This window comes from Psychrobacter sp. (genome assembly GCF_041554015.1).
Taxonomy (GTDB): Bacteria; Pseudomonadota; Gammaproteobacteria; order Pseudomonadales; family Moraxellaceae; genus Psychrobacter.
The window spans coordinates 1-25,478 of the sequence record NZ_JBFFMS010000030.1 but is presented as its reverse complement, the minus strand read 5'-3'; the positions used below and the strand labels follow the sequence as shown (position 1 = coordinate 25,478).

Below are 25,478 nucleotides of genomic sequence, written 5' to 3'. Positions count from 1 at the left end.
GTATAGTATGTCGGCTTCATGACATTATGGCATTATGATAGAGATACCGCATTTGCGTATAGCGCCAACAGCTGTAAATCACCTGATTAGGTGTTTAGGTGTTGGCAGCTATAGATATAGAGATAAGACTGGTAAATTGATACTTCATTTTATTGACCAAAATGCGCACGCATTGTTATAAAAAAACCATTTTGGGTGGCTCATGCATCAAGAAGTTTTGGTGAGAGATATTCCAAGCGTAAGCGCCTGCTAAGGTAAAAACTAAGTAGTCGCCGATATGCAGCGCGTCAATCCATTGGTCTTTTGCCAGAATGTCTTTGGGTGTACAAAGCTGACCGACAAGGGTTGCCCTAGTGTCCGTGATGGCGGCTTGCGTTATCAGATTTTCTTGCGGTTCGGCTGCGATTGTTCGGCTTGTGCGGCGCGGCACGATATAAAAAGGATGGTTGTGCTGCTGGGCGGCGGGCGTTCTAAAATGATGCGTGCCGCCATGACCAATCACAAATGTCTCGCCAAGATTTTCTTTGATATCCAATACTTCCATCACATAATAACCACAGGGCGCCGTAATAAACCGTCCAATCTCAAACCTAACCATAAACTGCGGATTTGCCGTTAACATGCTCGCAAGCTGCTGACAGAATACTTGCCACTCAAAATGCTGCGGCTGCGGGTCATAGTGAATACCAATGCCGCCGCCCACATTGATGGTCAGTTTTGAGGGCAGCGATGGATAATCCTGCTGCCACTTCTTGACCATCTGTATATAGCGCTGCATTAACAATAGGTGACGCTCGACTGATAATTGATGCGACATCAAGTGAAAATGAAATCCGCAAAATTCAATAAACGGACTTGAGTCAATGATAGCTAGCGCTTGCTTGAGATGGGTTTCATCCAGCCCAAAGGGGGTAGGCTTGCCGCCCATGACCAGCTTACTGCTGCCGATATCACCAATATCAATATTCATCCGTAAAAATATACGGACGGGAAGCTGTAAGGACTGACTCAAGGTTTGGATGCGGGTCAGCTCGACCAGACTCTCCACATGAATGGTATCGATTTGCTGTTGTATGGCTTGCTGCAAATCTGAGGTCAGCTTACCTGGTCCACCAAAAATAATAGGATGGTTCGGCTGGTGGGCTTGTAGCCAATTAAGCTCGCCTGCAGAAGCGGCCTCAAACCCATCGACATGCTCTGCCAAGGTGGATAGTATCTTAGGCTCTGCGTTGGCTTTGATGGCATAAAACAGCTGCGTATTAGCAGGTAAGCAGCGCTTCATAGTCTTTATACGTTCTGCTAACGCTTCTAAATCATAAATGTAAGCACAAAGCGGTGCCGACTGTGTACTATGTTCATGAATAGCATTTATAATTTTTGCAGGCAATAGGGGGTTGTCTGCTGGTGGGAGTGAGTGGGTTGGCGTCATGTCAGTTGTCATTTTGCGAGTGCCTTTTAGTCTGATTGTTGGTCTGGTTGTTAGTCTGATATGGAAAGATGGTGGAGTTTTATAATAGCGTCATTGTTTGGCTGTCTGTTTTGGCAGTGAGCACAGAGGGCTGCCACGGGCAAGGCAGCATGACGTAGGCAGAATGCTTATCAGCAAGCGTGAGCAATCGAGTTTTATAATTGGTCTTACTGGGTAAGCTACCGCCGTCTAATAAATCCTGAATTTCAGGCTGAGAACCATATACCAGCTGCCAATTGATCAATATCTCTTTGACACGCTGCCAGAGCCGCACCTCTAACGTCTTAGCTGATTGCGAGCCTCGGCATAAATAAAAGATGGCCTCACTAAGATTATTGACAAAAATGCAATAGGCAATACGTGACCATCCTGCCGCTCTAGAATAGCGGATAGACTGTTTGCAGCGCTCAGATAAACCGGTCGCGTCAGTAAGTGACCACAGGCTATCCACCAGCTTGGTGCCTTCTAAATCTCGAATCCACACGCATGTCGGCAGGTCTTGATGAAAGCCAATCACCGTGTTTTGTAAATGCGGCTCGAACACAACGCCATGATTAAAGAAGTAATCAAACGTGCCGTCAATCAAAATATTGGCATAACGTTTGAACCATAAGCAGGCTAGGGTGTCGTAGGGTACGCGCTCATTATCATGCTGATCACGGCGGTTGCAGCGATGCTGTAGCTGACGCTCGATGACACTGTCTCCAAACCTATCTTCGGTAAATAAAGCGGCAGCCACTTGCGACGTTAGGTATGTAATATCATCTGTCGTAAATGACTCTCGGAACAACAAACCAAAGGACTCGGTGATAAACTGAGCCGAGCTGGCATTGCCATCGGGGAATTTGGCGCTCATATCAAGGGTGGCAGCCCCCGGCTCCAACATTAGCTTAAAAGCGGGCGCAGTCAGGCGCTTGCTGCGATCAATTTTTTCTAAAATATTATTGAGATAAACGGCGCTGTGTAGCTCATACCAAGCGTTTTTGCGAATGCAATTGGTCAGACGAACATGGATGGAGCATTTAATAAAATGCGTCAGCTGATCATGATATAAGGTACGTACCGATGAGGTTGGGGACACCGCCTTACCCGCCAGACCAAGCGGTATCATATAACCTGATGCAATTGCTCGCTTGATGGTCGGATTTGCCAAGATGCCATCGACCTCCCACGGATGACAAGGGTAGTAGACCCAGTCGGTGTCGCTATCGGTATTTAAGCTGTCAGTATTTAAACCGCCAGTGTCTGCATTCACGGGCGCTAATAATTCATCAGCAAGTAAGGTGCGCGCGATATTGCGCAGTATAGCTTTGGTGTCTTTGCCAATATAGCTGATGAGGGAGGGATCAACCTTAAACCAAAACAAAGTAAACTGGCTTTGGGTTTCGGGCGAGTGCGCCAACAAAGACGCCATATCGACCCCTTGCCGGCTTTTCGGTGACGGATGATATGCATGACCCCAAAGTAATGTCTGTTCGCTAGCTATATAGCCATTGATGGTGGATGTGTCTTGCTGCACATCCTGCTGGTAGCTAGTGGCGTGGTTGCTCGAGGTCTGCAAAAAAGCGGTGGTCACGCTGATGCTATTATCAATCTGGTATTTTAGCTCTTGGTTGATATCGATCTGATAGCGAGTCGCAATATAACTGTGCAGATAATCGACCAATTGATAAATATCAAGGCATATCCACGATTGACCGTGAGCTTTTAGCCAAGGTGCGCCGCTCGGCTGGCACTTGCCTAAATGACTGAAATAGGTCACAGGCAATACGATTTTTGCAGAAGCGGTCTCATGAGCGATAGGAAATCGAATCGTCAATAGTTGTGTGTTCAGGCCAGCGTGGTTATTGAGTAAGCATAGTGGTAAATCGTCATCAGACTCATCAATGCTTAGGTCTTGATGAGGAATGGAGAACTCACGAAGATAACAATTGATGATGTTCGTCAGTGCATGCTGCTCAGACTTGTACTGATGGTACTGCGACATTAGGTTTGGCATTGGGGTGTTTTTGACTGATGTACTGGGCCACAAAAAACTTGGCATCGTATCGTTTGGTAGTGAATAGTTTGGTTTCATAAGTGATCTCTTTTTTTATGTTTTAAATGTTTTAGAGTGATTGTTGTTGGTAGTTCCCTTTACACCGTCTTGCTGTATTTTGCTTGATAGATATTGATGGTTATTATTGCGATAACTGCCATCATAGCTGAGAGCATAAACGGAGAGAGCAGACCAAATATCGGTACAAACAAAGTAACTGACAGTCCTGCTAGCACGCCGCCCCATTTTGCTAGCGCATCGTATCTGGAGAATATTTTGCCACTATGCTTAGACTGGTTGGTATCTGCCATTTGCGCATGCAGGCTTTGGTAACACATAAACATGCCTACGCCGAATAGCATTCTCGCCAGCCAAATCAAGGCAAGATAATCTGTCAAGTGCAGCAAAACCGCACTTGCTAATACCGTAAAACCAAGGCTTAAGGACATGGCTGGCATACGATGACTGATGCGTCCATAAAGCAGCTGGCAGATCAGATATATGGCATGAGGCATGGCATATAATTGTCCTATTTCAGCGCTGCTAAGCCCAAAGGTTTTGGCAAATGGCAAAAAGTAGGGAAAAGTCGCTACCATACAAAAGGCTAAGAAAAACTGCAGCAATGATATAAATAGATAAGGATTGGCGAAAAAAGCTTCGCCTGTTATTGCTTGTACTGAGGGCTGCGTCTGCTTTTTATCGCTTTTGGCTTTATTACTGTTACCGTTGTTATTTTTGGTGTTTGCAGGCGCTTTAGACAACTGGGTAATATTGGCGGTGGTACCGATATTGCCTGCCGCAATTACATCTTTTTTTAGCAAAAAGCTAAGTAGTAATGCCAATAAAGGCAGTATGGCTAATACGCGATATAAACTTAATACCTCGTAATGATGCACCAAAAATCCCAGCCCAATTGGGGCAGTGATCAAGGCAAGCCGCGCCGAAAATTGAGTAAAGTTCAACACCTGCTTTAAGGCGTTTTTATCGGTGATGCTGGTGGCTAAATAAGCATTTGATGCAGCCATCGTCCCGCCAAACAGCCCCTGAACGCTCAGCCCTATGACAAGCTGCCATAAAGACTGGGAAAATCCGCATATCAAAAAACCCACCACTAAGCCAAGCTCCGCCCGCAATAAAGACGTCTTGCGACCATAAGTATCGGCAAAACGTCCCCAATATCTGGCAGCGATGGCGGTCATGAGTGTCGGTAGTATAAACAGCAAGCCAACCCAGCCTGATTGCAATGGCGCATCGAGCTCTTGGAGCATGATTGGCAAAAACAGTGGCATACCTAACGCAGAAAAGGCGGACAGGTAGTGACAACATAGAACGATTGCCACCATTATTCGATAGTTCATTAGGCGTCCTGCTTGTATTGCTGCATAACTTTTAAGGTGTTGGGCGCTGATTTGCCATAAAACTTATTGATATCAGTCGCGCCAGACTGCTCTTTTGACAACAGACTGCCAGCAGACAACAAGTATTTGATATACCAATGCTGGCTCTCTAATAAGACTTGCTGTGCAAGATGGGTGTCGTAACCTTGCTTGGATAGGCTGCGTAAGGTCATATCAATACCGCTTAGGAGGGTTTGATAGGCCTGATGACGGTCGATGATGGCATAGGCGCTCATCATCTCGATAATGGCGGTGATGTCTAGCTGGAGCGTGATGGTCAAAAACATCTGCGCCAACGCCAATTCATCTTCGACGACGATACGTTGGTCTTTAATCTCCTTGATGTCTATTAAGCTATCTAAACCAGCTTGCGCCGTAGCGGCGTTAAACCTTGGTGGATAAAGGCGTGCAGAGTCATTGTCTTTCATGAGCAAGGTCATTGTGCGGCTATGGTGATCAAAGACAATGATGGCATTTTGCTGGTTGGCTTCTAACGCAATGCCGTATTTGATCCAAAGTGTCAAATGGACATGGCACAACAGGCCAATGTAGTCTTTTAACCAACGCTGACTATCGCCATTATAAAAAATATCAACTAAGTGGCTGACAAAGGGGCGACCATCCGGCATGACGCTGCCAAATGCTGCCACCGGGACAGGGGTTTTACCCATTAGATTGATGTCATCATAGCGTCTGACGATAAAGGCGAGCGTTTTATCATCGCCCATATGACCACCTAGGCTTTCATCGCAATGGACGTAACACCCTTGCAGCGCAGCATCATTTTTTTCAATCAACTGCAAGGTGCGTTGAAACCAATGACCATCATAAATGGTTGAGGGTTTGATTAAGCGCACGTTTTTATTGCCCAGGGTGCGGGCGATGAGCGGTACTTTGATATGGATATTTGGCGCATCGCAGCATACTACCGTGCGCACAGATAAGGTTGGTTGTACGCTGAGCGCAGACTTGGGGGCCAATATAATTTGCAGCGATGCCTCCTTGAGAGCATGCTGTTGTAGCAGCGGCAAGGTGAGCGGATGGACTGGAAATAGGTGATGCGTCTGTTTTAAGTCGCTACTGAGACCGACGTCGACAAAGCTTGGCCAAATATCAGGCAGCTTGGTGCTGATAGTGGCTAATGTTTTTGAGATAGCCACCCAATGTAGGCGAAAGGTTGGTGCAAACTCTGGACTATATGCTGCAATATCAGACGCGTCTAGGCCAAGCTTGGCTCGGGCAGTCGGATAATAAGGATGATCTAAATACGAGGCGACTTGATCGGCGTATAGCAAGCGCTCAGACCAGTTTGGGTATTCAGTAATATTGCGCGCAAGATGGCGACATTGAGACTCAAACCCTCGGCGTGCTAACGCTCGGTGTTCGGTAGCACAATCAAGCTCAAGCAGATAGCTATCAAGCGCAGTCTCTGAGGCATCTGGCAACTGTTTGAGAATGGCGATAAAATCTTGATAATCATGCTTGATAGCGTAACCGTCTAAGCTTTTTTGCAGCCACATTGGGCTGGCAAGTTGCCAATATTGCATATAATCACTGGCCGCAACGGGCAACCAATTGGTTTGGTCAGGTGAGGTTATCTCTAGCCACAATATTTGTTGTTTTAATCCTTCTGGCAGATGAGGAAGATCAAATTCTGTTTCTATAATGGTGCTATCTGATAGCAAGCCATAAACATCTTCGCGGATGCAGGTATTGATAAAGCGTTCGGTGATATATTGTTTGTCCATTATAAATTCTCAAAATATAACAAGTTAAAAACCAAAAGTTAAATAGGTAACAGGTAGATCTCACGTTTATGCGTCAAACTGCCATTGCATGCTTGCTATGGCATCGCTTAGTACGTCATTCATGGTATTTTTGCAATCAGAATAAGCCAGTAGTCGGCTTAAATAGTCTTTATTAGAGTGGGTAAGGCGAATGGTTTGATGTTGTTGTTTTAGCGGCTGGTGAATGATAGTCGTCTGCTGTATTTGCTTATTAAAGGGGCTAGGCGCTGTGCAAATGGTGCCAGATTGAGGGGCAACAATATAATGAATGCGCGCATGGGTGTTGATGACAAGTGCTCCGTACTCGGCCTCTAGCTCAGCAATACTGACCCCTTGATGCAGTCGAATAATGGTATCAAACCAAGGGTAGTGCGCCATATCATCTAATAAAAACTCTCTGCCATCACCGATGCTGCGATAGTTGATTTCAACCAAATGTATCTCGCCCGTTGGGGTAATAATAAACTCACTGTGACAAACGCCAAGTCCCACACCGATATCTTGTAAAATCGCCAAACAGTGCTCACGGTACTGGACACATAAGGGCGTATTCCACACCGCATCAAGCTCTACAAAATGTGGCGGCTCAGTCAATGTCACTTCAAAGCCGCCTACCGCCACCAAACGCTCACCATCGCCGAGTGTCTCTAATGTCACTAAGCGCCCAGCAACATAGGACTCAACCAAAATAGGCAGGGTTTTTGACTGCCAAAAATTTTGGCAATAGCTAATCAGTTCATCTTTATCCATACAAAGCTGCACATCCATGCTCGCGACGCCTTGCTTGGGTTTGGCAACTAAAGGAAAGCTGATGGCAGGATTGTTGATAGTAAGGTTCTCGATGGCAAAAGTGTCAAGGTGTAAATCTTTGGCATTTAGCAGCTGATAGCCGGCTTGGTATAAGTGAGTAGATTGCAGCTGTGTTCTCACTAAGTACTTGTCTTTAAAGACCAAGCAATGACGCCAGTTTTTACTAGGCAGATGGAAGAAGTCAGCAACGATGGCGGTTGAGGCTTGTAGATGGTCGCTATTACTAAAGACCAGAGTGGGCAGGATATGATGATTGTTTAAGGTATCAATGATTGCTAGCGGGTTAAATACATCGCATTCAAGAATGCAAATTTGCGCCCCTAGAGGCGTTGCTATTAACGCATCCATGTGTGCGTCTTTATCATCGGTTATGATAATTAATTGATTGTCAGGTGCGTGCCTAGATTTTAATAACGCGGGGATAAAACCTTCAATAACTGCATCATTGACCACATGAGTGATAAGAACCGTCGCATAAGACATAAAGCTTTCCTCTTATAATGAACCATCAGTAAAAAACAAGCATGACAATATTTCGTGACCGTAATGATAATGATAATGATAATCATTTACAAGTATAATATGACAATATTGTTTAATCAATGGCAAGAATCTAGCAAGTTCTGATGAAAAGGGCTGTAAGATGGGGCGGCTGAGTGTTTTTATCTTTAACAGAGGAACGGCTATGTTTTGGCGGCTTAGAATAAAAGCAAATCTATGGCAGATTTGCTTTTATCGTTACGAAGTATTTAAGGATTAGGGTTTATCAACCCTCAAAATTGATAATTGAGACCCAACTTGTACGAGCGTCCCGGCGCAGGATAGCGACCGACAGGGCTGGTATCGATACCGCGGAAATAATATTGCTCATCAAATAAATTGTTAATACCAAACTGCACAGATAGCTTTTCGTTCTTGGTATCTTGCAGCGTCTTTTGTAGGCTTAAGTTCCAAACTTGATAAGCAGGTGTCTCCCCAGTACCGCCGTCTTTGCTTTCTGCTACCGTGTTGGCATTATCAGTATAAGCTTTATCATAGTAAACGCCAGATAAGGTGGCGTTGTAATCTTGGTGCTTATAGCTTGCATGCCAGCCTAACTGATGCGGTGAGCTGTATGGCAGCTGATTGCCTTCATCTACCCCTTCTTTTAGCGTGGCGTCAAGGTAGTTGTAGCTCAGACCAACATCGAGGTTTTTGAAGGTTTTTGGCGTATAACTGATCGCAGTCTCTAAACCTTGATGCAGCGTACGCCCTACATTATCAAAGCTTTGCTCCGCGCTGTTCCATTGCAGCTGATCTTTAAAATCGATGCGGTACAGTCCCAAATTGGCTTGTAGATTATCAGTGGTATAGCGGGTGCCGACTTCATAATTCCACGCAAGCTCGCTGCCTTCTTCCCCTTTACCGCGAATATAAGCAATTTGCGGCGTTCTCAGCGATTTTTGTGCATTGGCATAAACCAGCCACAGCTTATCGTCCGCTTTGCTTAAGGCGTAAGACGTGGTGAGCCCCGGCAGCCATTCTGTAATGGTATTGTCTGCTTGCGTATTATCGCCAGTATCATTAAACGTCATTTTTGCATGCTCGTAACGGATGCCAGGGGTAATCGTTAGGCGCTCATCCAAAAAGCGCATCTCATCGCTTAGATAAGCCGCCCATGCGTCCGTTTGTAGGTTCCAGTCGCGCGGCGTGGTCGTCGTACCATCTGCAAATTTGGTCTGCGTCAGCTTATAGTCAATGTCTTCATTAACATAGCGCACGCCGCTGATAAGATGATGCTTGATGTTTGTATCATCGCCAAACTTGATAGAAAATTTCGGCTCTACGCCATAGACATCGAACTCACGAGGAGAGGTGCGCAGGCTATCTGCGGCAACCGCTGGGTCTGCCCAATGTACCCCTTGTTTATTGGCTTGCGAGTTAAATCCCCATTCAAAATTACGTGTGGCATGATGGCCAAAGGTGGTGAGGTCTAACACCGCTTGGTCGCCGATATCCAAGTAGTTTTTGTATTTCGCATGCCAGCGTGTTGATTTACCTTGATAGGCTTCATGCGGCCGCTGACTCTGTCCAACATCTTGCTCATAGGCGGCGGGCGAGAGCGCACCTGGCATTTGCGTATCTGCATCATAATATTGCAAGAACCCTTCAAGTTCCTGAGTGTCATCAATATACCAAAGGGCTTTGGCTTGTAAATTGGTGACCTCGGTATCTGAGTGGTCTCTAAAGCTGTCGCCTTTAATGGTATTGGCCTCTAACTGTATGCCAAAATCATCAGTTAACCAGCGGCTATGACGGGCATATAAGCTGGTCAAAGGCTTGCTGTTTTGTTCAAAAAACGTCAGATTGGTGCCAATTTCGGTTTGAGTCTCATCGGCAATCGGTTTGGTGACGAGGTTAATCACGCCGCCGACATTGTTCGGACCGTATTGGGTCGCTGCCCCTCCGCGTACCACATCAATGCGCTCAATATTATCAAGGGTCGCAGGGAAGATAGACTGACCGGTATGCGCATAAGGCGCTAAGGTTAATGGAATGCCATCCATCAAAAACTGCGCCTGTCCACTACGGCTGGCACTCAACCCGCGAACAGAGATATTCGGTAATACGCCAGTACCCGTTTCATCATCGATTTTGACACCGGGGATAAACTGTAGAGCGCTATCAATCGAATGGCTGGCGGTTTTTTTAATAAAATCGTTATCAATCACCGTGCGATTACCGGCAAATGCTTTGACCTCATTGGCGCTAGAGCTGCCCAACGTGTCGGCAGTTACCACGATGGGCGCTGCGGTCACAGATACAGTATCGGCTGTGCTGTCTTTTTGAATGCTGCCTTGGGAGTGAATAGTTGCCTGTACCTGCGACTGCGTGTCAGAAGATTTGGACGTCATCTCAGCGCTACTTTGTTGATAAATACAAAGCATTGCCAGACAAAGCGCTGAGCGTTTAAAAATAATAACCATAACTATTCCAATTATTTAGCGAATATTTGCGTCAGTTAAAAAATAATAGTGTTGCTAAAACGTTGCAATTATAAACAGTAATCGTTATCATTTGCAAAGTTATTATCATTTAGATGCATGATAAGGCAAGGCTGCCGCTTGACGATATAAGCCTCTCCTTATTGTTGCTCCTTATTGTTACGCGCCAATTTATAATCAAACTGGTATTTACTATTTGTTCTCATACTCACCCATTCTTAAACATTCTATGGCCCTATATATGCATAACAATCAACCTAAGCGGCTGGTAATGGCGGTTCGCGCTCAGTTATTCTTAACCATAACCACATCCGGTTTGATGATGGCTGCAAGTACATCATTATTTGCTCAAGAGACCTTCAATCAGCCAATAAGCGCAGAGCCTGCGACCACACTTGCCCCCATTGTGGTGGTCACCGCAAAAAAATATGAAGGTTATGCCGCTTATGCGCCAACATCAGGGACTAAGACACAGACAGAATGGCTGGATGTGCCGCAGTCAGTATCGGTAGTCACCAAGACCGAGCTTGAAGACAGAGGTGCGGTACGAGTGTTGGATGCGGTCAAAGGCGTTGCTGGTCTGAACAATACGCTGGGTGAGGGCAGCCGAGATGAGTTTGTGCTGCGCGGGTTTAATAGTCTAAATGATGTGTATAGCGATGGCATGCGCGATGATGGCAAATTACAGTCTTATCGCAGCCTCGCCAATGTCGAGCGCGTAGAGGTGGTCAAAGGTCCCGCGGGCGCCTTGTATGGTCGCGGCAGCGCAGGCGGTATTATAAACCTCGTCAGCAAAAAAGCAGAGGGCGATGAGTTTAATAAGGTACAAGCGCAAGTAGGTAGCGATGGCTTGGCCGTAGCGCGTGTCGATAGCTCGCATAAAGTATCAGATACCGTCAATACCCGTCTCAATGCTGAGTATCGCCGTAGTGACTCCTTTGTCGATCATGTCGATTCAAACGATGTCTTTATTGCCCCAACAGTGCGCTGGCAGCCGACGGATCAGCAAACCCTCGATTTCTCCCTTGATTTTATGCGTCAGCACCTTGTGCCTTATCGCGGCGTACCTTCTAAAGATGGCAAGCCAGTTGATGTGCCCGTCAACACCTTTTATGGCGGCACCAATGATTACCAAGATTCAGACAATTGGCATGCGGCGATCAATCATGAGGTTAAGATTAATAATGATCTTAAATGGACCAATCGGGCATCATACAGTCATATCACTTTAGAACAAAAAGGCACCCGACAGACATCAGCAGATGTGAAGGATGACAAAGTTGGGCGTACCGTGAATAATTTTGGTTATGACCCACGCACCAGCAAAACGGTGCAGTCAGAGCTTGCTTGGAATAAAGGCAATCATGAATTGTTATTTGGCGCCGATTACAATGATATCGACATTGATTTGACCCTTGCGACGGATAAAAATGTACCACCTACGTCAGCAACCAACCCAAGCGCAGGTCCAACCCCCAATCCAGGGTTTCCTAAATTTCGTAAAAATAGCACCCAAAGTGTCGGCGTCTTTGCCCAAGATGTCTATCATATTGGCGACTGGTCGCTCGTCGGTAACGTCCGTTATGACAATATCCAGATGGACCAAAGCGCTAATGGCAAGGATAGTGAGCTGAATGACGACAAATTCAGCTACCGCGCAGGTGTTGTCTATAAGTTCAATGACGCTACTTCCGCTTATGCGACGCTCGCGCGCTCATGGCAGCTGCCTTACTCTGGAACGTTTATCAATCCAAAATTGGGCGCACTGTATCAAACCGACCTAAAAGAGATTGGTGTTAAGACATATCTCTACAATGACGATATTATGCTCAATGCTTCTGTCTATCAGATTGATAAAGAAGACCCAAAAACCAATGACAATCGTGAAGTGATTGATAAAGATGAGTTTCGTCATCAAGGGCTTGAGCTTGAAGCACGCGGAAAGATTCGGGATAACTGGGATGTGTCAGCAGGTTATAGCTATTTGGATGCAAAAGACAAAAAGACTGGCCTTGTGCCAAATGATGTCCCAGAGCAGACTTTCTCATTATGGACCGCTTATCAGCCTGATGACCAATGGCGTGTCGGCGGCGGCGTCAATTATATCAGTGATCGCTATGCAGGGGATGCAGAGGCAGTAGAGCTTGATGGCTATACGACTGTAGATTTGATGACTGCTTATAGTATGGGCAAACATAACTGGCAGCTGAACCTGAACAATGCGCTGGATAAAAAGTATGCATTTGGGGCGACCAACGGCAGCTCAGGTAAAAATCAGATCGGGTTTGGTGCGCCAAGAACGTGGCTATTGACCTATAACTATGAGTTTTAATACGTCAGTGTTAACACCAAGCTCTTATATTGTTAGCGCCCAATCCATTTCATGATAGTAAGACAGGTTATTTATGAATCAACGTCCAAAGCTCGCGCTTATTCTACCTTTATTGGTCATCGTATTGATTGTCATTGGCGGTATTGTTTTTATTGTCAATCAAAAAAACAATGCTACGGCAACGCTACCAGTGAATGCTGATAATGACACATCGGTAGCAGCCACTCAGTCAAATGTCAGTAGCAGTAATAGCAGTAGCGACAATCATGCTGTCCAGCTACTAACTGATAAAGAGATCAAAGCGCGTTTGCCCAATCTAGGCGACTACCCAAATGACCCAAAGCGTATCGTGGTTTTGGAATACTCATTTTTAGGGGATGCGTTAGCATTAGGTCTGACGCCAGTTGGTATCGCCGATGATAGTAAGCCTGACAGTATTATTCCTGAGTTTACTCAGCAGCTATCTGGCTATACCTCGGTTGGTTCACGCTATCAGCCAAGCCTTGAGGCCATTGCTGATTTAAAACCTGATCTGATCATTGCCGATGATGAGCGTCATACGGTCATCGCCGATGAGCTGAATCGCATCGCACCGTCGGTCGTACTAAAAAGCCGCGGTGAGAGTTATGTGGAAAATATCCAGACGGCGCAATTGGTCGGGCATATCGTTCACCAAGATAAAAAAATGTCGCAAGTTATCAATACCCATCTTAAAAAAATGGCAGATTTAAAGTCGCAATTGGCAGCCACACCGCTTGCTAAACACAGCGTGCAGTTTGCGATTATCAGTGATAAAGGCATGTGGCTACATGGTCCAAGCTCGTACGCAGGTAGTTTGCTCAATCATCTAAATATCAAAAGTCCGATTCCTGAGCAAACAGGTGAGGCGTATATCGCGACCAGTTTGGAGCAATTAATAGCGGCCAATCCGGATTGGTTGTTGATTGGGCGCTATAACGACCATACCATTTATGATGAATGGAAATCCTCACCGCTCTTTAATCAGTTAACGGCGGTCAAAAACAATCAGGTCATCGAAGTCGATCCCAATTATTGGGCACTCAATCGCAGTATGCAATCCGCTGAATACATGAGCGCTGAGCTGCTTAAGATTGCATCGAGCCAAGGTAAAGAAGGCGCAAACCCTTCCGTAAAAGAATCAAAATAATGCGCCATTACAAGACTGTCTGTTTAAAACAGGGCGGCTTTTATGGTTGAGACAAAACTGAGCCGCTCCTCTTCTAGACCGCCAAAACCCTCCATTGCAAAGCGTCCGATAACACGGGCGCTATTGTGGTGCGGATTGTTCATTATTTTGCTAATAGGCTGTTGGCAAGGGTTGACGGCGTATTCAAAATTCTCCCTGTCGATTTTGGATGCCTTTTCTTTATTGGCTCAGTCGAATGCTAAAACCTCATTAGCCGCGCAATTATTAATAGAGATTCGCCTGCCGCGCGTGCTCGTGGCGATTATAGTCGGTGCCAATTTGGCGGTAGCTGGGCTGCTGATGCAGGTGATGACTCGTAATTCACTGGCGTCTCCTGCGGTATTGGGTATCAATGCTGGGGCAGCATGTGTCGTTGCTTTATCCTCTATTGGCTTAGGGGTTAGCTTTTTAACCTCGACCTTTTTGCAAGCGCTGGTCGGCGCAGTGCTTTCTTGTGCCCTCGTGGCTGGATTGGCAGGCTACTTCTCCGGTCGTCCAGTGCATCCTGTCCGTCTTATCTTGTCGGGCGTTGCTATCAATGCGCTGCTGGTCGGTCTGACGCGAGCGGCGCTCATTACCACGGATGAACAGGCATATGGAGTGCTGTATTGGCTGGCAGGTTCTATTGCCAATACGCGCTGGGAATCCATTCCTATGCTAGCAATTATATCGCTGCTGGCATTAGGTTATGGCTGGTGGCTGTCGCCTAAATTAAATGTCTTGGTGCTGGGCGATGAGGTGGCGAGCAGCCTTGGGGTAAACCTGCGAGCATTGCAATGGTCGTGCGGGGCATTGATTACGATATTAACGGCGGTCAGTGTGGCAGTCGCAGGTCCCATTGCCTTTGTCGGTTTGATTATCCCGCACGTTGCCAAACGTCTATTAAAACAAGTATCTAATATGGCGTATGAGCAGCTCCTGCCCTTATCCATGCTACTTGGCAGTATATTGATGGTATGGGCAGATGTCTTATCACGGGCTATCGCTTATCCAGCAGAGACACCGGTGGGCTTATTAACCGCGCTGATTGGTACGCCAGTTTTTATTGCGCTGGCATGCAGGCGACGGCTTGATAGCTAACAAGAATACATTTGAAACAATTTATGTAAAAGCCAGTTATTCGCTTTTTTATAAAGCGACTCAATATTTATAAAGCAATAAAAGTAAGCAACAGATGACCATAAAAACCAACGCCTCTGCACCGCTCTTACACTCATTATTTGCTCGTAAATCGGCAAGTAGAGCGGTGGTACTGATTATTGTGCTTCTACTTATCCTTAGTGTGAGCAGTATTTTTTTTGGTGCCAGTGAATTAACGTACGGGCAAGTCTGGCAACATTTACAACAAGGGTTTAGCGGTGACAAAGATTTTATTGTCTGGCAGCATCGTCTGCCGCGCACGCTATTAGCAATACTGGTGGGCGCAAGTCTTGGTCTATCAGGCTCATTGGTGCAAGGGGTGATTCGCAACCCGTTAGCCTCACCTGACTTAATGGGTATCAGCGCTGGTGCAGGGTTTTGCGCGACGCTTTTACTGGTGATGATTCCTACGGCACCTACGTGGTGGTTGTCGGTCGCAGCGCTACTTGGTGGCTTATTAGCCTTTTGTATTATCATGCTCTTGGCACAGATATCTCAGCCTACGCCCGCGCGCCTAGCATTGATAGGTGTCGCCATTAGTGCGTTTTTAGCCAGTGGTATTAATTTTTTATTGGTGCTTTATCCCGTCGAGATCAATACTGCAATGATTTGGTTAACCGGTAGCTTGTGGGGTCGCAGCTGGCAACATATTCCAATGCTAACGATAATATTTGCCGTATTGATGGTCATCAGTATGTATTTAGCGTGGCGTTTGGATGTCTTGGGACTTGGTGAGGAGACAGCCTATCATTTGGGTGTGTCCGTCAAACCACTAGAATTTAGCACCTTGCTCATCGCAGTGGTGATTGCGAGCTTAGCGGTATCGGTAGCAGGGACAGTCAGTTTTATCGGACTGCTTGCGCCGCATATCGCCCGCTTGCTCTTTGGGCATCAGCACCGTATCTTATTGCCAGCGTCCGCGCTGATAGGCGCGATCATTTTAGTCAGCGCAGATGTATTGGCACGCAGTCTATTTGCGCCAATTGAGCTACCAGCTGGTGTCTTAACTTCAGTGATCGGTGCGCCTTATTTTATCTTTTTGCTATCGCGCTATAAGGGGTGGTGATGCTATCAGTGAATGAACTCCAGCTTGGCTATCATAATAGCCAACGTATTATCAAAAACTTGTCGCTTGAGCTGCCAGAAAATAAAGTCATTGGGCTCATTGGTCCAAATGGCTGCGGAAAATCGACGCTATTAAAAGGCTTATGCCGGCTGATTCAACCGCAATCGGGAAGGATTTTACTTAGACAACAAGATATGGCGCAATTAAACAATCGGCAGATTGCCCGTCAGATATCGGTATTGCCACAAGTGCAGACCAATCCTGAAGGCTTGAGCGTCAGACAATTGGTTGAATATGGTAGGACCCCTTATGTCTCGCATTGGGGCAAGCTAAGTGCTACCGATAACCAGATAGTAGATAGCGTCATGGACGAGATGGCGATTGACTCTTTGGCTGATACGCCGCTTGAAGCTTTGTCAGGTGGTCAACAGCAGCGCGCTTGGATTGCGATGATTTTGGCGCAAGACACCGATATTATCATGCTTGATGAACCGACCACTTATCTAGATATCTCCTATCAGATAGAGCTGATGCGGCTCATTCGAGCATTAAAAGATAAGGGAAAAAGCATCATCGTTGTGCTCCATGATCTTAACCAAGCAGCGAGGTATTGTGACCTATTGGTAGTGTTAAAATCAGGGGAGGTACAAATGATGGGCAGCCCTCATGAGGTGATGACGGAGGCGATGCTTGCTGAGATATTTGATGTACAAGCCAAAGTGATTACCGACCCTATAGCAGGCTCGCCGATGTGTGTGTACGTATAGAATATTAGTGTTATCAAATTGATTGTTAATGAGCTTTCATCACATGCTTTGATGCCATACAAATGATAGAAAAATAGGTAAGATATATATCTTCATTTTAGAAACCTTTTGTGCCTAAAAATAGTCAACATTATAGTGATTTAACCATTCTAATATCGATTATCTTGCTATCCTCGTATAGCTCTTCACTATGCTTGCCATCAGGCTCAAAACCAGATTTTTTATAAAAGCTAATCGCAGGTAGGTTATTCTCTAGCACCCATAAAGACAAAGTAATACATCTGTTATGCCGAGAGATATCTTCTATGGCTGCATTCATTAGCTTGGTGCCAAGCCCCAGACTTTGGTATTGAGGCAGGATATATAGGGTCGTTATTTCACACTCATTATTCTTTGTGAAGTAAGAAATAAACCCGACATTATTATTCTCATCATCATAAGCTATCCATGTATTCACACCAGAGCTAAGCATTATTTTCCCCCACATCGCTATCTTTTGAGGTAAATTATTCTCTTTATCACGGTAGGCTTTGGGCAAAAGGTCTGCATAGGTAGCATGCCAACTTGTGAAATGTATATGAGCAATATCTGAGACATCATGTTGGTCGGCCTTACGTATAAAAAACATGCTGCACTCCATAAGTGAATGATCGTGTTTAGACCTTAAAGGATGTAAATAACTTTGATCTATAAAATTATCTCAAACAAGCATTTGCGTATAGCATTGTTATCTTTACTAGGGTACTGCGTTTTTAGAATAATCTAAGACACGAAACGTTTCATCAAAACTTCATCAATATACTGTCCATTATCTTTCATTGCCTGTATTTCTATACCATAAACTTCAAAGCCAAATTTCTTGTAAAGATGAATTGAAGGCTTATTATCATCGGCGACAGTAAGTAAGATTTGCTCCACATATTTTTTACTATAATCTATGACTGCACTAAGTAAGTTACCTGCCACACCTTTTTGTTGAAACTCAGGCTCAATGAATACACTTGATAAAGTTGCTTTATGAGAGAATTTTATGCCACTTTCTTGTGTTAAGGTTGCTAAACCTATAATTCTATTTTCATGGTAAGCGCCAAATACAATTGAGCTTGATAAACAGTTTTTGAAAAAATTCAACGATTTTTCTACCTCTGCTATATAAGTAGAGCCAAACATTTCGGGAGATTTTTTTAAAGCTGAAAGTCTAATGGTTCTGAAATCGTTAGAATTATCTACGCTCAGAATTTTAATCTTGACGTTTAACATATGATGCTCTTATATATTTAATGTAATGAGTTATGGTTCGCTTTGACTAAAAGATTTATTAATTTCAAAGTGGTTTTTTACTATCGACCGCAAAACGTATAAAATTGATATAAGCTAAAGCGTTAATAAACTTGCCTAATAGTGCAAAAACCAGTTGCTTGTTTTTATGTATGTATAAGCTTTTTACTACCATTAAACTTCACATTGGCTAATATGAGTCCGGATAAAATAAACAGCATAGCCAGCATCTTCCACCACGTCACAACTTCCCCCATAAGCAGCACTGAGGTCGCCATACCGAATACGGGTACCAGCAAGGCAAATGGCGTCACTTTTGAGGCCGTATTTTGCGCGAGCAAGTGTGACCAGAGTCCAAAGCCAATCAGCGTTGAGATATATACGATAAATCCAAGCGATAACCAAGACTTAAGTGACACTTGGGTAAACGTCGCCACCTGCCATGCGGCGCTCTCAAATATAAGAGACGATAGAGTCAAAATCACACAAGCGATCAGACCACCCCATGCTACCAGTGCTAATGCAGACAGTGCCGATGCTTTATTCTTACTATTAGTAGATGAACCAGTATGCAGACTAGCACCTTGCTGCATCGTCTGTGCCATTGTTTGTGTTGATACCTGCTTTGAGGCAATGTTGCCAAAGCTCCAACCGATTGCCGCAATCAAAATACAGATAAACCCAATTAAAGGCATATCACCGCCAAGGTTAAGCGCGATGACGCTAAGTCCCAGTACACCGACTACCATACCGATGATTTGCATACGATTTACTGCTTCACCCAATATGACATACGCCAGTAAAACCGTGATAAATATCTGAACTTGTAACAATAGTGCTGTCAATCCTGCCGATGCGCCCAAATGCATGGCAGTAAAGACAAAGGCATACTGCATGACAAACGTACCAATCGCATAGATAAATAGCGTACGATTAAACTTAGGCGGCTTTAAAAATAAAACCAGTGGCACAGCAGTAAAGAAAAAGCGTAGAGCAGTGAGCATGAGCGGTGGAAAGCTTTCGAGCGCCCACGCAATAAAGGTAAAGTTTACGCCCCAAATAAAGGCCACTAGCACAGCTAATAAAACATGGATAGGCGTCATACATTATCCTAAAGTTATTATTATAAAAGAGAATCTTGAAAAATACTTTTAAATTCAATGGATTGCAAGAACTCTAAAGATAGATGATTATCGACTTACTAATAACCTCTTTTTTTAAAGGCAAATACAAAAAGGATAAATACAGCCGATATCGAAATAGAAAATATAAAGAACACTAAGTTGGTGTTTATCCAGCCAAAATAGCTCAGTATGGGCGCAGGAAGAAAAGCGCCTAAGGTTGCAAAAAAAGCAATGACGGTTTCATTAATGCCTTGAAACCTCAGCCTTTGCTCCCCTTGAATATTACTTAGCAGCGCCGAACCTCCTGAATAAGTAAAATTCCAGCCAATACCTAAAACAACTAAAGCGATATTAATAAAAACAGTATCAACAAAGATGATAGGCAATAAGCATGAGAGGGAGATCAAAACAAAGCCAAGTATGATGGTGTTAACGCTATTGATGAGATTGATAATCTTTGCCACAGAAAATGAGGGTAAAAACATGGCCAGCACATGCATTTGAATCGCGTAAGACGCATAATCAAAAGAATGGCTTTGCTTTAAAAATAGTGACGACGCTATCATCATAAGGTTCATAATGTAATAGCCTAAAGCACCGCCTAATATACCGATGACAATGATGTATTTTCTAACCTCTGTCGTGTTTAAGAGTGCCGTTTTTGTTTTTAGACTGCTTTTATCATGATGAATGTTTGCTCGATGCCAAAAATGAATAATGACAAATAAAATAATGGCAAGCGCTGATAAAGCTAGATAAATGAGTGAATAATCAGGTAAGTCTGATGCTTTGGCCAAATTGATAGCCAATAATGGCGCGACTATCGCAGCAAACACCCCACCTGATATGACCATTGACGTGGCTTTGGGAATAAGATCACTACTTATAGTATCGGTAGCGGCAAATCTATAAAAGTTAGCGGTTGAGATAAAAAGCCCTAATAAAAAGTGACTTAAGCATAAATACAAAAAGTTTTTATCTATTAAGGATAAAAATCCAATAATGCCTGACAAAAATAAGAACCCAATACCAGCATTAAAAATACGATATCTGCCGAATTTTTTCATGAGTCTTGAGAATAAAACGGTGCTAACTAGGATGGCTAAAAATTGTAATCCATAAGGAATAGTTGCAGAGCTCACTGTTGGTGCTAAAGATAAACCAACTAAAGCAGCTACCGTCACCGATAGCACCGCAGTTGTGAGATTAATACTTTGACCAATTAATAAAAAATAGACATGGCTGGGTAGTTTGTGATGGTTTCGCATATAGTCTCTAGCTAAAGTCGGATTTTGAGCGTTACGCAATTATCATCTATTGAAACAGTGACGCTTGCCCAAAATTTAGTGGCAACTCTCAGAAGCGCTTGTACGTTTTTCAAAGTTTGCGGTTAAGTTTAGTCTACCTATCATTCTTAGAACTATAAGTACTATTGATATACTCGACTATAGTTTAAATATTTACAGCAGATGCGATATAGTGTCACAATTGGTGAGCAAAGTGTATAGTTATGCGCAGCATGACACCTCGTTTATTTATAGACTATATAAATCATACTATATAAGGATAATTCGAGTATATTAAGCAATAAAAAACCCTTGCAGCGCATGGCTTACAAGGGCTCGTTATGTCATATCGTTTTTGTGGTGCGCTCACCAGAATTCGAGGGATTTAAAAATCTGAGAATGAAAGCTAATCTTAAATAAGATCTAGGTCGCTATAGGTGTATCTAGAGTGACTGGTTCTTCTTGAATTTTTTTACCATCCACGGCTGCATTTAGGTTGACAAGGAAAATAGCAATGGCTGCAATTATTCCTGGTATGGCGATAAACAAAAAGTTTGTCTGGTGGCTTAGCTCAAGCGTAAGTAGCGCCCCAGTCAAGATAGGACCTACGATAGCGCCAATGCGACCGATACCCGATGCCCAGCCCATCGCTGTCGTACGTACAGCAGTCGGATAATACTGAGCGACAAAAGTATAAAGCAGGATCTGTGAGCCAATAGTAGTAGCGCCTGCAATCGCGATTAAGGTATATAGCACCACTTGCGGGCTGTTGTAGCCAAGTAATATCAACGCGGCTGCACCAGCAACAAACATAACGGTTAATACCGGCTTTAAGTGGAATCTATCAGCCAGCACCCCGCCACCAATAGCACCGATCATCCCGCCAATATTGAGCGCAAATAAGAACAGCATACTAGCGCCTAGCGAATAACCCGCTTGAATCATCAGCTTTGGTAACCAACTGGCGAGAGCATATACCATTAATAAGCACATAAAGAAGGCGACCCAGAACATGATTGTGGTAAAGCCGCGATTTCTTAGGAATAGTGCCTTGATAGGGGCATCATCGCCTTTAGTTGGTTCGTCTAATATCAAAGTAGTTGACGCGGTAACTTTCTCTTGTGGTGCAAGTTTGCGAACGATTTGTTTGGCTTCATCATGCTTTTTTTCTTTGACCAAATACATCAACGATTCAGGTAACATTTTCCAGATGATCGGTAATAGCAAGGTAGGAATGCCTGCGATATAAAACATAATCTCCCAGCCATAATCTACCACTAGGAACGAGCCCAATAATGCTGATGCCATGCCACCTATCGCGTAACCACTAAACATAATGGCGACTAGAGTACTACGGATACGTTTTGGAGCGTACTCAGAGGTCAATGCCACACAAATGGGCATCACGCCGCCGATTCCAAGACCAGCAATAAAGCGTAAAGCCGCAAATTGCATGGGGCCATTAGCAAAAGCGCCGAAAAAAGTAAAGCTACTGAATAGGGCGACACAGATCATAATGGTCTTTTTTCGACCGATTTTATCAGATAAAGTACCAAAAATCATGGCACCGAACATCATACCAAAGAGTGCTGCACTAGCAAGAAAGCCTGCTTGTACCGCGGTCAATGACCATTCTTCCATGAGTAAGGGTAGGGCTACGCCATAGATGATGAGATCATAACCATCAAAGATAATGATCAGTAGACACCAAAACAGCACCTTCCAATGAAAAGGAGCAAATTTGGCTTCATCAATAACTTTATTGATGTTTAAGGTTGGTGATTCCATTCGTATTTCTCCATGGGTAATATCCTTATAAGTATCTAATAAGTTATTGTGTTCTGATGATCAAGTCAAAAACCATCTGAGTATAAATATATACCTATAAGGTATGGTGTTTGGCGTTATGACGAATTAGAAGATGCAAGTAATAGTAGTTAGTTTGAATAAAAAAGTGTATTGCTACTAAAAAAATGGCTAAGCAGCTCATAACCCTTTAAATATCTGTTTTTCTACACTTTATGTGCTTGTTGGTAATAGCGCATATTTCTTAAAAGGTAGATGAAAAAATAGCCCGTATATCTTTTAAATATATGAGCTATTTCGATTTTTATTAAATTATGTCGGTTATAAGAGATAAAATAGCGACTTTAGGTATTGATTTAAGCAAGTGCTTTTACCGCTAGATATGACTCTTTTAGAAAGCTATTTCTTCATCGCTAAATAATCTAGTGCCAATTGGCTAAGTGCTTTAGTACCAAACTTAAATGATGATTCATCTACCGTAAAGTAGGGAGAATGATTGTATGCCACTGTGGTAGGATCTGTTCCTACTGGCGTGCCACCTAGAAAAATAAATAACCCTGGAACTTCTTGACTATAAAATGAGAAGTCCTCAGACGCTGTGGCTTTTGGCACCTCAACGAGATTGTCTTTACCGACTATTTTACTAAGCGTGGGTAGCATTTGCGCGGTCAGTTCGGGATTATTGATGGTAACAGGATAACCTTTTTCGATTTTGACGTCAGCTTTGGCGCCTGATGCCAAGGCCATATTAGTTGCAGTCGTTTTTATGTTATTGAAAATTTGTTCGCGATTGTCCATATCAAAGTTGCGAATAGTACCTTGCATATGAACAGTATCTGGAATGATATTGCCACGTACACCACCAGATATTTGGCCAATTGATATAATGGCAGGCTCTTTAGTAATATCAATTTGGCGGCTGACTATTTGATTAATACCTGTAACAATTTGCGCCGCACTAGCGATAGGATCAACTCCGTTCCAAGGTGCTGAACCGTGCGTTTGCTTACCATTCACTGTAATGTGAAAGCCGTCAGAACTTGCCATAATCGGGCCGCTTCGATAGCCGATTTGTCCACTATTCAAGCTTGACATGATATGTAATCCAAATGCCACATCTGGTTTATATTTTTTAAAGATGCCTTCTTTCAACATCAGTTCAGCACCGCCTTCTTCACCTTCTGGAGGACCTTCTTCAGCAGGTTGAAAGACGAACATGATGTTTCCGTGTAGCTCGTTTTTTACAGCTGCTAGTACTTCGGCTGTGCCCATGAGCATGGCCACATGAGTATCATGACCGCAAGCATGCATGACCCCAACGTCTTCGCCCATGTACTTAGTCACAATAGTTGATTTAAAGGGCAGATCTGTTTTTTCAGTCACAGGCAGCGCGTCCATATCTGCTCGTAACATCACGGTGGGGCCTGGTTTACCCCCTTTTAAAAATCCAACAACGCCAGTATAACCAACATTGGTGTCAACCTGCATGCCGAGCGACTTTAAATGTTTGGCAACAAGAGCGGCAGTTCGAGTTTCTCGGTTGCCCAATTCTGGATGCTGATGAATATCTCGGCGCCAATCAATGACCTTTTGCTCAACACTTTTTACCTGTTTGTCAATATTTACCGTGGATGGCGCACCATAGGCACTAAACGTGGCAAAGCTGATAGCGAGTGACAATAATAGTCGTTTCATACTCTTTTGATGGCTCATGTAAATTCCTTACGGTGGCGGTTAGTTGTACTATTTAACTGACGTTAATACGGTGATTGCGTCAATAGTTGTCTATGCGCTTTTGTGTTGATTTAAGTACTGTTGCACCAATTGATTGAACGCATCCGGCTGCTCAATATTTGAGATATGTGAAGCATCGATAGTCGCAAGCGTAGCATTAGGAATATGTTCGACCATATATTGACCATCGGCAACCGTCGTCACTGGGTCTTTAAAACCTGCAACCACCGTAACTGGCACGCGGATATCTTTTAGCTGTTCACGTGTATCAGCGACAGATAATGCCTCACAGCAGCTTGCATAACCCTCACTACTACCAGCTGCAAGAGCGTCAGATAATGCTGTAACGACATCAAGATGATTATCGATAAAACTTGCTGTGAACCAACGGGAGGCAGCCGTAGCGGCAATAGGATCTAGACCTTGCTCACGTACCAATTGCGCGCGATCTGCCCATGCGACCTCGTTACCAATCTTTGCGGCGGTATTGCATAGCATCAAGTGCTGAAAGCGGTCAGGGTGGTTGATAGCCAGCCATTGACCAGTCATACCGCCCATAGAGATGCCACAAAAAAATGCTTTATCAATATTCAAGTAATCAAGCAAGTTAATGACGTCTTGCCCAAGCTGATCCAAATTATAAGGACCTGTTGGTGCAGAGGATTTACCATGGCCACGGGTGTCGTAGCAGATAATAAAATAATCGTTTTGTAAGGCATCGATTTGTGGCTGCCACATATGATAGCTGGTACCTAAAGAGTTGGAAAATAGTAAAGCAGGATTGCTGCTATCACCAAAAGTGGCGTAATTTAGAGCTATTTCTTGATTGTCAAATATGGGCATACTGAGCATCCTTATTTAGGGTTAAAATGTCGAAGGCATACATAGGGATGGGTATTACGCTTGGTAATCAACTCTTTCAATAATCATGGCAATGCCTTGTCCTACGCCGATACACATCGAGCAGATTGCATAACGCTTACCTGTTTTCTCAAGTTGATTGAGTGCTGTCAAAATCAAACGTGCTCCTGAGGCGCCAAGCGGGTGACCAAGTGCAATTGCCCCGCCATTCGGATTGACACGTTCGCTATCGTCAGCTAAGCCCAAGTCACGCGTGCAAGCCAACGCTTGTGCTGCAAACGCCTCGTTCAGCTCAATCACATCCATCTCAGCGAGAGAGAGTCCCGTTTGCTTAAGTAACTTTTTTATAGCAGGGGCGGGCGCAAATCCCATAATGCGCGGCTCAACCCCAAC

At 44.2% G+C, this 25,478-nt stretch carries 18 protein-coding genes and 1 pseudogene; 5 read left to right on the top strand and 14 right to left on the bottom strand.

What is annotated here, in order from left to right:
- Positions 1–175: 175 nt before the first annotated feature.
- The 6 genes from ABYU67_RS08710 to ABYU67_RS08685 all read right to left on the bottom strand — a co-directional run bounded on the left by ABYU67_RS08710 (position 176) and on the right by ABYU67_RS08685 (position 10,466).
- The gene (locus tag ABYU67_RS08710; RefSeq protein ID WP_372844614.1) at positions 176–1,441 is read right to left on the bottom strand and encodes a type III PLP-dependent enzyme; all 1,266 of its coding nucleotides are present in this window, start codon (positions 1,439–1,441) and stop codon (positions 176–178) included.
- A 67-nt stretch (positions 1,442–1,508) separates the two neighbouring features.
- Positions 1,509–3,545, bottom strand: a complete 2,037-nt coding sequence (locus ABYU67_RS08705) for an IucA/IucC family siderophore biosynthesis protein (RefSeq protein ID WP_372844613.1) — start codon at positions 3,543–3,545, stop codon at positions 1,509–1,511.
- Between the two features lie 59 nt (positions 3,546–3,604).
- The gene (locus ABYU67_RS08700; RefSeq protein ID WP_372844612.1) at positions 3,605–4,864 is read right to left on the bottom strand and encodes an MFS transporter; all 1,260 of its coding nucleotides are present in this window, start codon (positions 4,862–4,864) and stop codon (positions 3,605–3,607) included.
- Entirely contained in the window at positions 4,864–6,651 is a 1,788-nt protein-coding gene (locus tag ABYU67_RS08695; protein ID WP_372844611.1) for an IucA/IucC family protein, read from the bottom strand. Before ABYU67_RS08695 ends, ABYU67_RS08700 begins: the two co-directional genes overlap by 1 nt.
- Before the next feature lie 66 nt (positions 6,652–6,717).
- On the bottom strand, positions 6,718–7,983 hold the full coding sequence (locus ABYU67_RS08690; protein ID WP_372844610.1) for an acetyl-CoA carboxylase biotin carboxylase subunit family protein: 1,266 nt from the start codon (positions 7,981–7,983) through the stop codon (positions 6,718–6,720).
- Between the two features lie 290 nt (positions 7,984–8,273).
- On the bottom strand, positions 8,274–10,466 hold the full coding sequence (locus ABYU67_RS08685; RefSeq protein WP_372844609.1) for a TonB-dependent receptor family protein: 2,193 nt from the start codon (positions 10,464–10,466) through the stop codon (positions 8,274–8,276).
- Between the two features lie 259 nt (positions 10,467–10,725).
- Here ABYU67_RS08685 and ABYU67_RS08680 point away from each other — a divergent pair, with 259 nt between their 5' ends.
- The 5 genes from ABYU67_RS08680 (at position 10,726) to fecE (ending at position 16,996) form a co-directional block, all read left to right on the top strand.
- Positions 10,726–12,816 (top strand): TonB-dependent receptor, encoded by a 2,091-nt coding sequence (locus tag ABYU67_RS08680; protein ID WP_372844608.1) that lies wholly within the window; start codon positions 10,726–10,728, stop codon positions 12,814–12,816.
- A 73-nt stretch (positions 12,817–12,889) separates the two neighbouring features.
- Positions 12,890–13,984, top strand: a complete 1,095-nt coding sequence (locus ABYU67_RS08675) for a Fe(3+) dicitrate ABC transporter substrate-binding protein (RefSeq protein WP_372844607.1) — start codon at positions 12,890–12,892, stop codon at positions 13,982–13,984.
- A 42-nt stretch (positions 13,985–14,026) separates the two neighbouring features.
- Positions 14,027–15,103 (top strand): FecCD family ABC transporter permease, encoded by a 1,077-nt coding sequence (locus ABYU67_RS08670; protein WP_372844606.1) that lies wholly within the window; start codon positions 14,027–14,029, stop codon positions 15,101–15,103.
- A 94-nt stretch (positions 15,104–15,197) separates the two neighbouring features.
- Positions 15,198–16,229, top strand: a complete 1,032-nt coding sequence (locus ABYU67_RS08665) for a FecCD family ABC transporter permease (protein WP_372844604.1) — start codon at positions 15,198–15,200, stop codon at positions 16,227–16,229.
- A complete protein-coding gene (fecE, locus tag ABYU67_RS08660; protein ID WP_372844602.1) occupies positions 16,229–16,996 on the top strand; it encodes a Fe(3+) dicitrate ABC transporter ATP-binding protein FecE in 768 nt (255 codons plus the stop codon). Before ABYU67_RS08665 ends, fecE begins: the two co-directional genes overlap by 1 nt.
- A gap of 130 nt (positions 16,997–17,126) precedes the next feature.
- Here fecE and ABYU67_RS08655 read toward each other — a convergent pair whose 3' ends face one another.
- From ABYU67_RS08655 to ABYU67_RS08620, 8 genes and pseudogenes are all read right to left on the bottom strand, one after another.
- Positions 17,127–17,624, bottom strand: a complete 498-nt coding sequence (locus tag ABYU67_RS08655; protein ID WP_372844601.1) for a GNAT family N-acetyltransferase — start codon at positions 17,622–17,624, stop codon at positions 17,127–17,129.
- Positions 17,625–17,758: 134 nt separating this feature from the next.
- On the bottom strand, positions 17,759–18,256 hold the full coding sequence (locus ABYU67_RS08650) for an N-acetyltransferase family protein (protein ID WP_372844600.1): 498 nt from the start codon (positions 18,254–18,256) through the stop codon (positions 17,759–17,761).
- 164 nt (positions 18,257–18,420) lie between these two features.
- A complete protein-coding gene (locus ABYU67_RS08645; protein ID WP_372844599.1) occupies positions 18,421–19,377 on the bottom strand; it encodes an EamA family transporter in 957 nt (318 codons plus the stop codon).
- 98 nt (positions 19,378–19,475) lie between these two features.
- On the bottom strand, positions 19,476–20,666 hold the full coding sequence (locus ABYU67_RS08640) for an MFS transporter (protein WP_372844625.1): 1,191 nt from the start codon (positions 20,664–20,666) through the stop codon (positions 19,476–19,478).
- A 441-nt stretch (positions 20,667–21,107) separates the two neighbouring features.
- Positions 21,108–22,472, bottom strand: a complete 1,365-nt coding sequence (locus ABYU67_RS08635) for an MFS transporter (protein WP_372844597.1) — start codon at positions 22,470–22,472, stop codon at positions 21,108–21,110.
- Between the two features lie 417 nt (positions 22,473–22,889).
- The gene (locus tag ABYU67_RS08630; protein WP_372844596.1) at positions 22,890–24,203 is read right to left on the bottom strand and encodes a M20 family metallopeptidase; all 1,314 of its coding nucleotides are present in this window, start codon (positions 24,201–24,203) and stop codon (positions 22,890–22,892) included.
- 72 nt (positions 24,204–24,275) lie between these two features.
- Positions 24,276–25,067: a 3-oxoadipate enol-lactonase gene (pcaD, locus tag ABYU67_RS08625; protein WP_372844595.1), complete on the bottom strand. Its 792-nt coding sequence runs from the start codon at positions 25,065–25,067 to the stop codon at positions 24,276–24,278.
- A 54-nt stretch (positions 25,068–25,121) separates the two neighbouring features.
- A pseudogene (locus ABYU67_RS08620) lies at positions 25,122–25,478 on the bottom strand (acetyl-CoA C-acyltransferase); the annotation flags it as partial.

Bases quoted from the DNA above. Each gene is read 5' to 3' on its own strand.
- fecE (WP_372844602.1), top strand. From the start codon at position 16,229: ATGCTATCAGTGAATGAACTCCAGCTTGGCTATCATAATAGCCAACGT.
- ABYU67_RS08675 (WP_372844607.1), top strand. From the start codon at position 12,890: ATGAATCAACGTCCAAAGCTCGCGCTTATTCTACCTTTATTGGTCATC.
- ABYU67_RS08695 (WP_372844611.1), bottom strand. From the start codon at position 6,651: ATGGACAAACAATATATCACCGAACGCTTTATCAATACCTGCATCCGC.
- ABYU67_RS08680 (WP_372844608.1), top strand. From the start codon at position 10,726: ATGCATAACAATCAACCTAAGCGGCTGGTAATGGCGGTTCGCGCTCAG.
- pcaD (WP_372844595.1), bottom strand. From the start codon at position 25,067: ATGCCCATATTTGACAATCAAGAAATAGCTCTAAATTACGCCACTTTT.
- ABYU67_RS08685 (WP_372844609.1), bottom strand. From the start codon at position 10,466: ATGGTTATTATTTTTAAACGCTCAGCGCTTTGTCTGGCAATGCTTTGT.
- ABYU67_RS08665 (WP_372844604.1), top strand. From the start codon at position 15,198: ATGACCATAAAAACCAACGCCTCTGCACCGCTCTTACACTCATTATTT.
- ABYU67_RS08670 (WP_372844606.1), top strand. From the start codon at position 14,027: ATGGTTGAGACAAAACTGAGCCGCTCCTCTTCTAGACCGCCAAAACCC.
- ABYU67_RS08705 (WP_372844613.1), bottom strand. From the start codon at position 3,545: ATGAAACCAAACTATTCACTACCAAACGATACGATGCCAAGTTTTTTG.
- ABYU67_RS08640 (WP_372844625.1), bottom strand. From the start codon at position 20,666: ATGCGAAACCATCACAAACTACCCAGCCATGTCTATTTTTTATTAATT.
- ABYU67_RS08690 (WP_372844610.1), bottom strand. From the start codon at position 7,983: ATGTCTTATGCGACGGTTCTTATCACTCATGTGGTCAATGATGCAGTT.
- ABYU67_RS08635 (WP_372844597.1), bottom strand. From the start codon at position 22,472: ATGGAATCACCAACCTTAAACATCAATAAAGTTATTGATGAAGCCAAA.
- ABYU67_RS08645 (WP_372844599.1), bottom strand. From the start codon at position 19,377: ATGACGCCTATCCATGTTTTATTAGCTGTGCTAGTGGCCTTTATTTGG.
- ABYU67_RS08655 (WP_372844601.1), bottom strand. From the start codon at position 17,624: ATGTTTTTTATACGTAAGGCCGACCAACATGATGTCTCAGATATTGCT.
- ABYU67_RS08650 (WP_372844600.1), bottom strand. From the start codon at position 18,256: ATGTTAAACGTCAAGATTAAAATTCTGAGCGTAGATAATTCTAACGAT.
- ABYU67_RS08700 (WP_372844612.1), bottom strand. From the start codon at position 4,864: ATGAACTATCGAATAATGGTGGCAATCGTTCTATGTTGTCACTACCTG.
- ABYU67_RS08710 (WP_372844614.1), bottom strand. From the start codon at position 1,441: ATGACAACTGACATGACGCCAACCCACTCACTCCCACCAGCAGACAAC.
- ABYU67_RS08630 (WP_372844596.1), bottom strand. From the start codon at position 24,203: ATGAGCCATCAAAAGAGTATGAAACGACTATTATTGTCACTCGCTATC.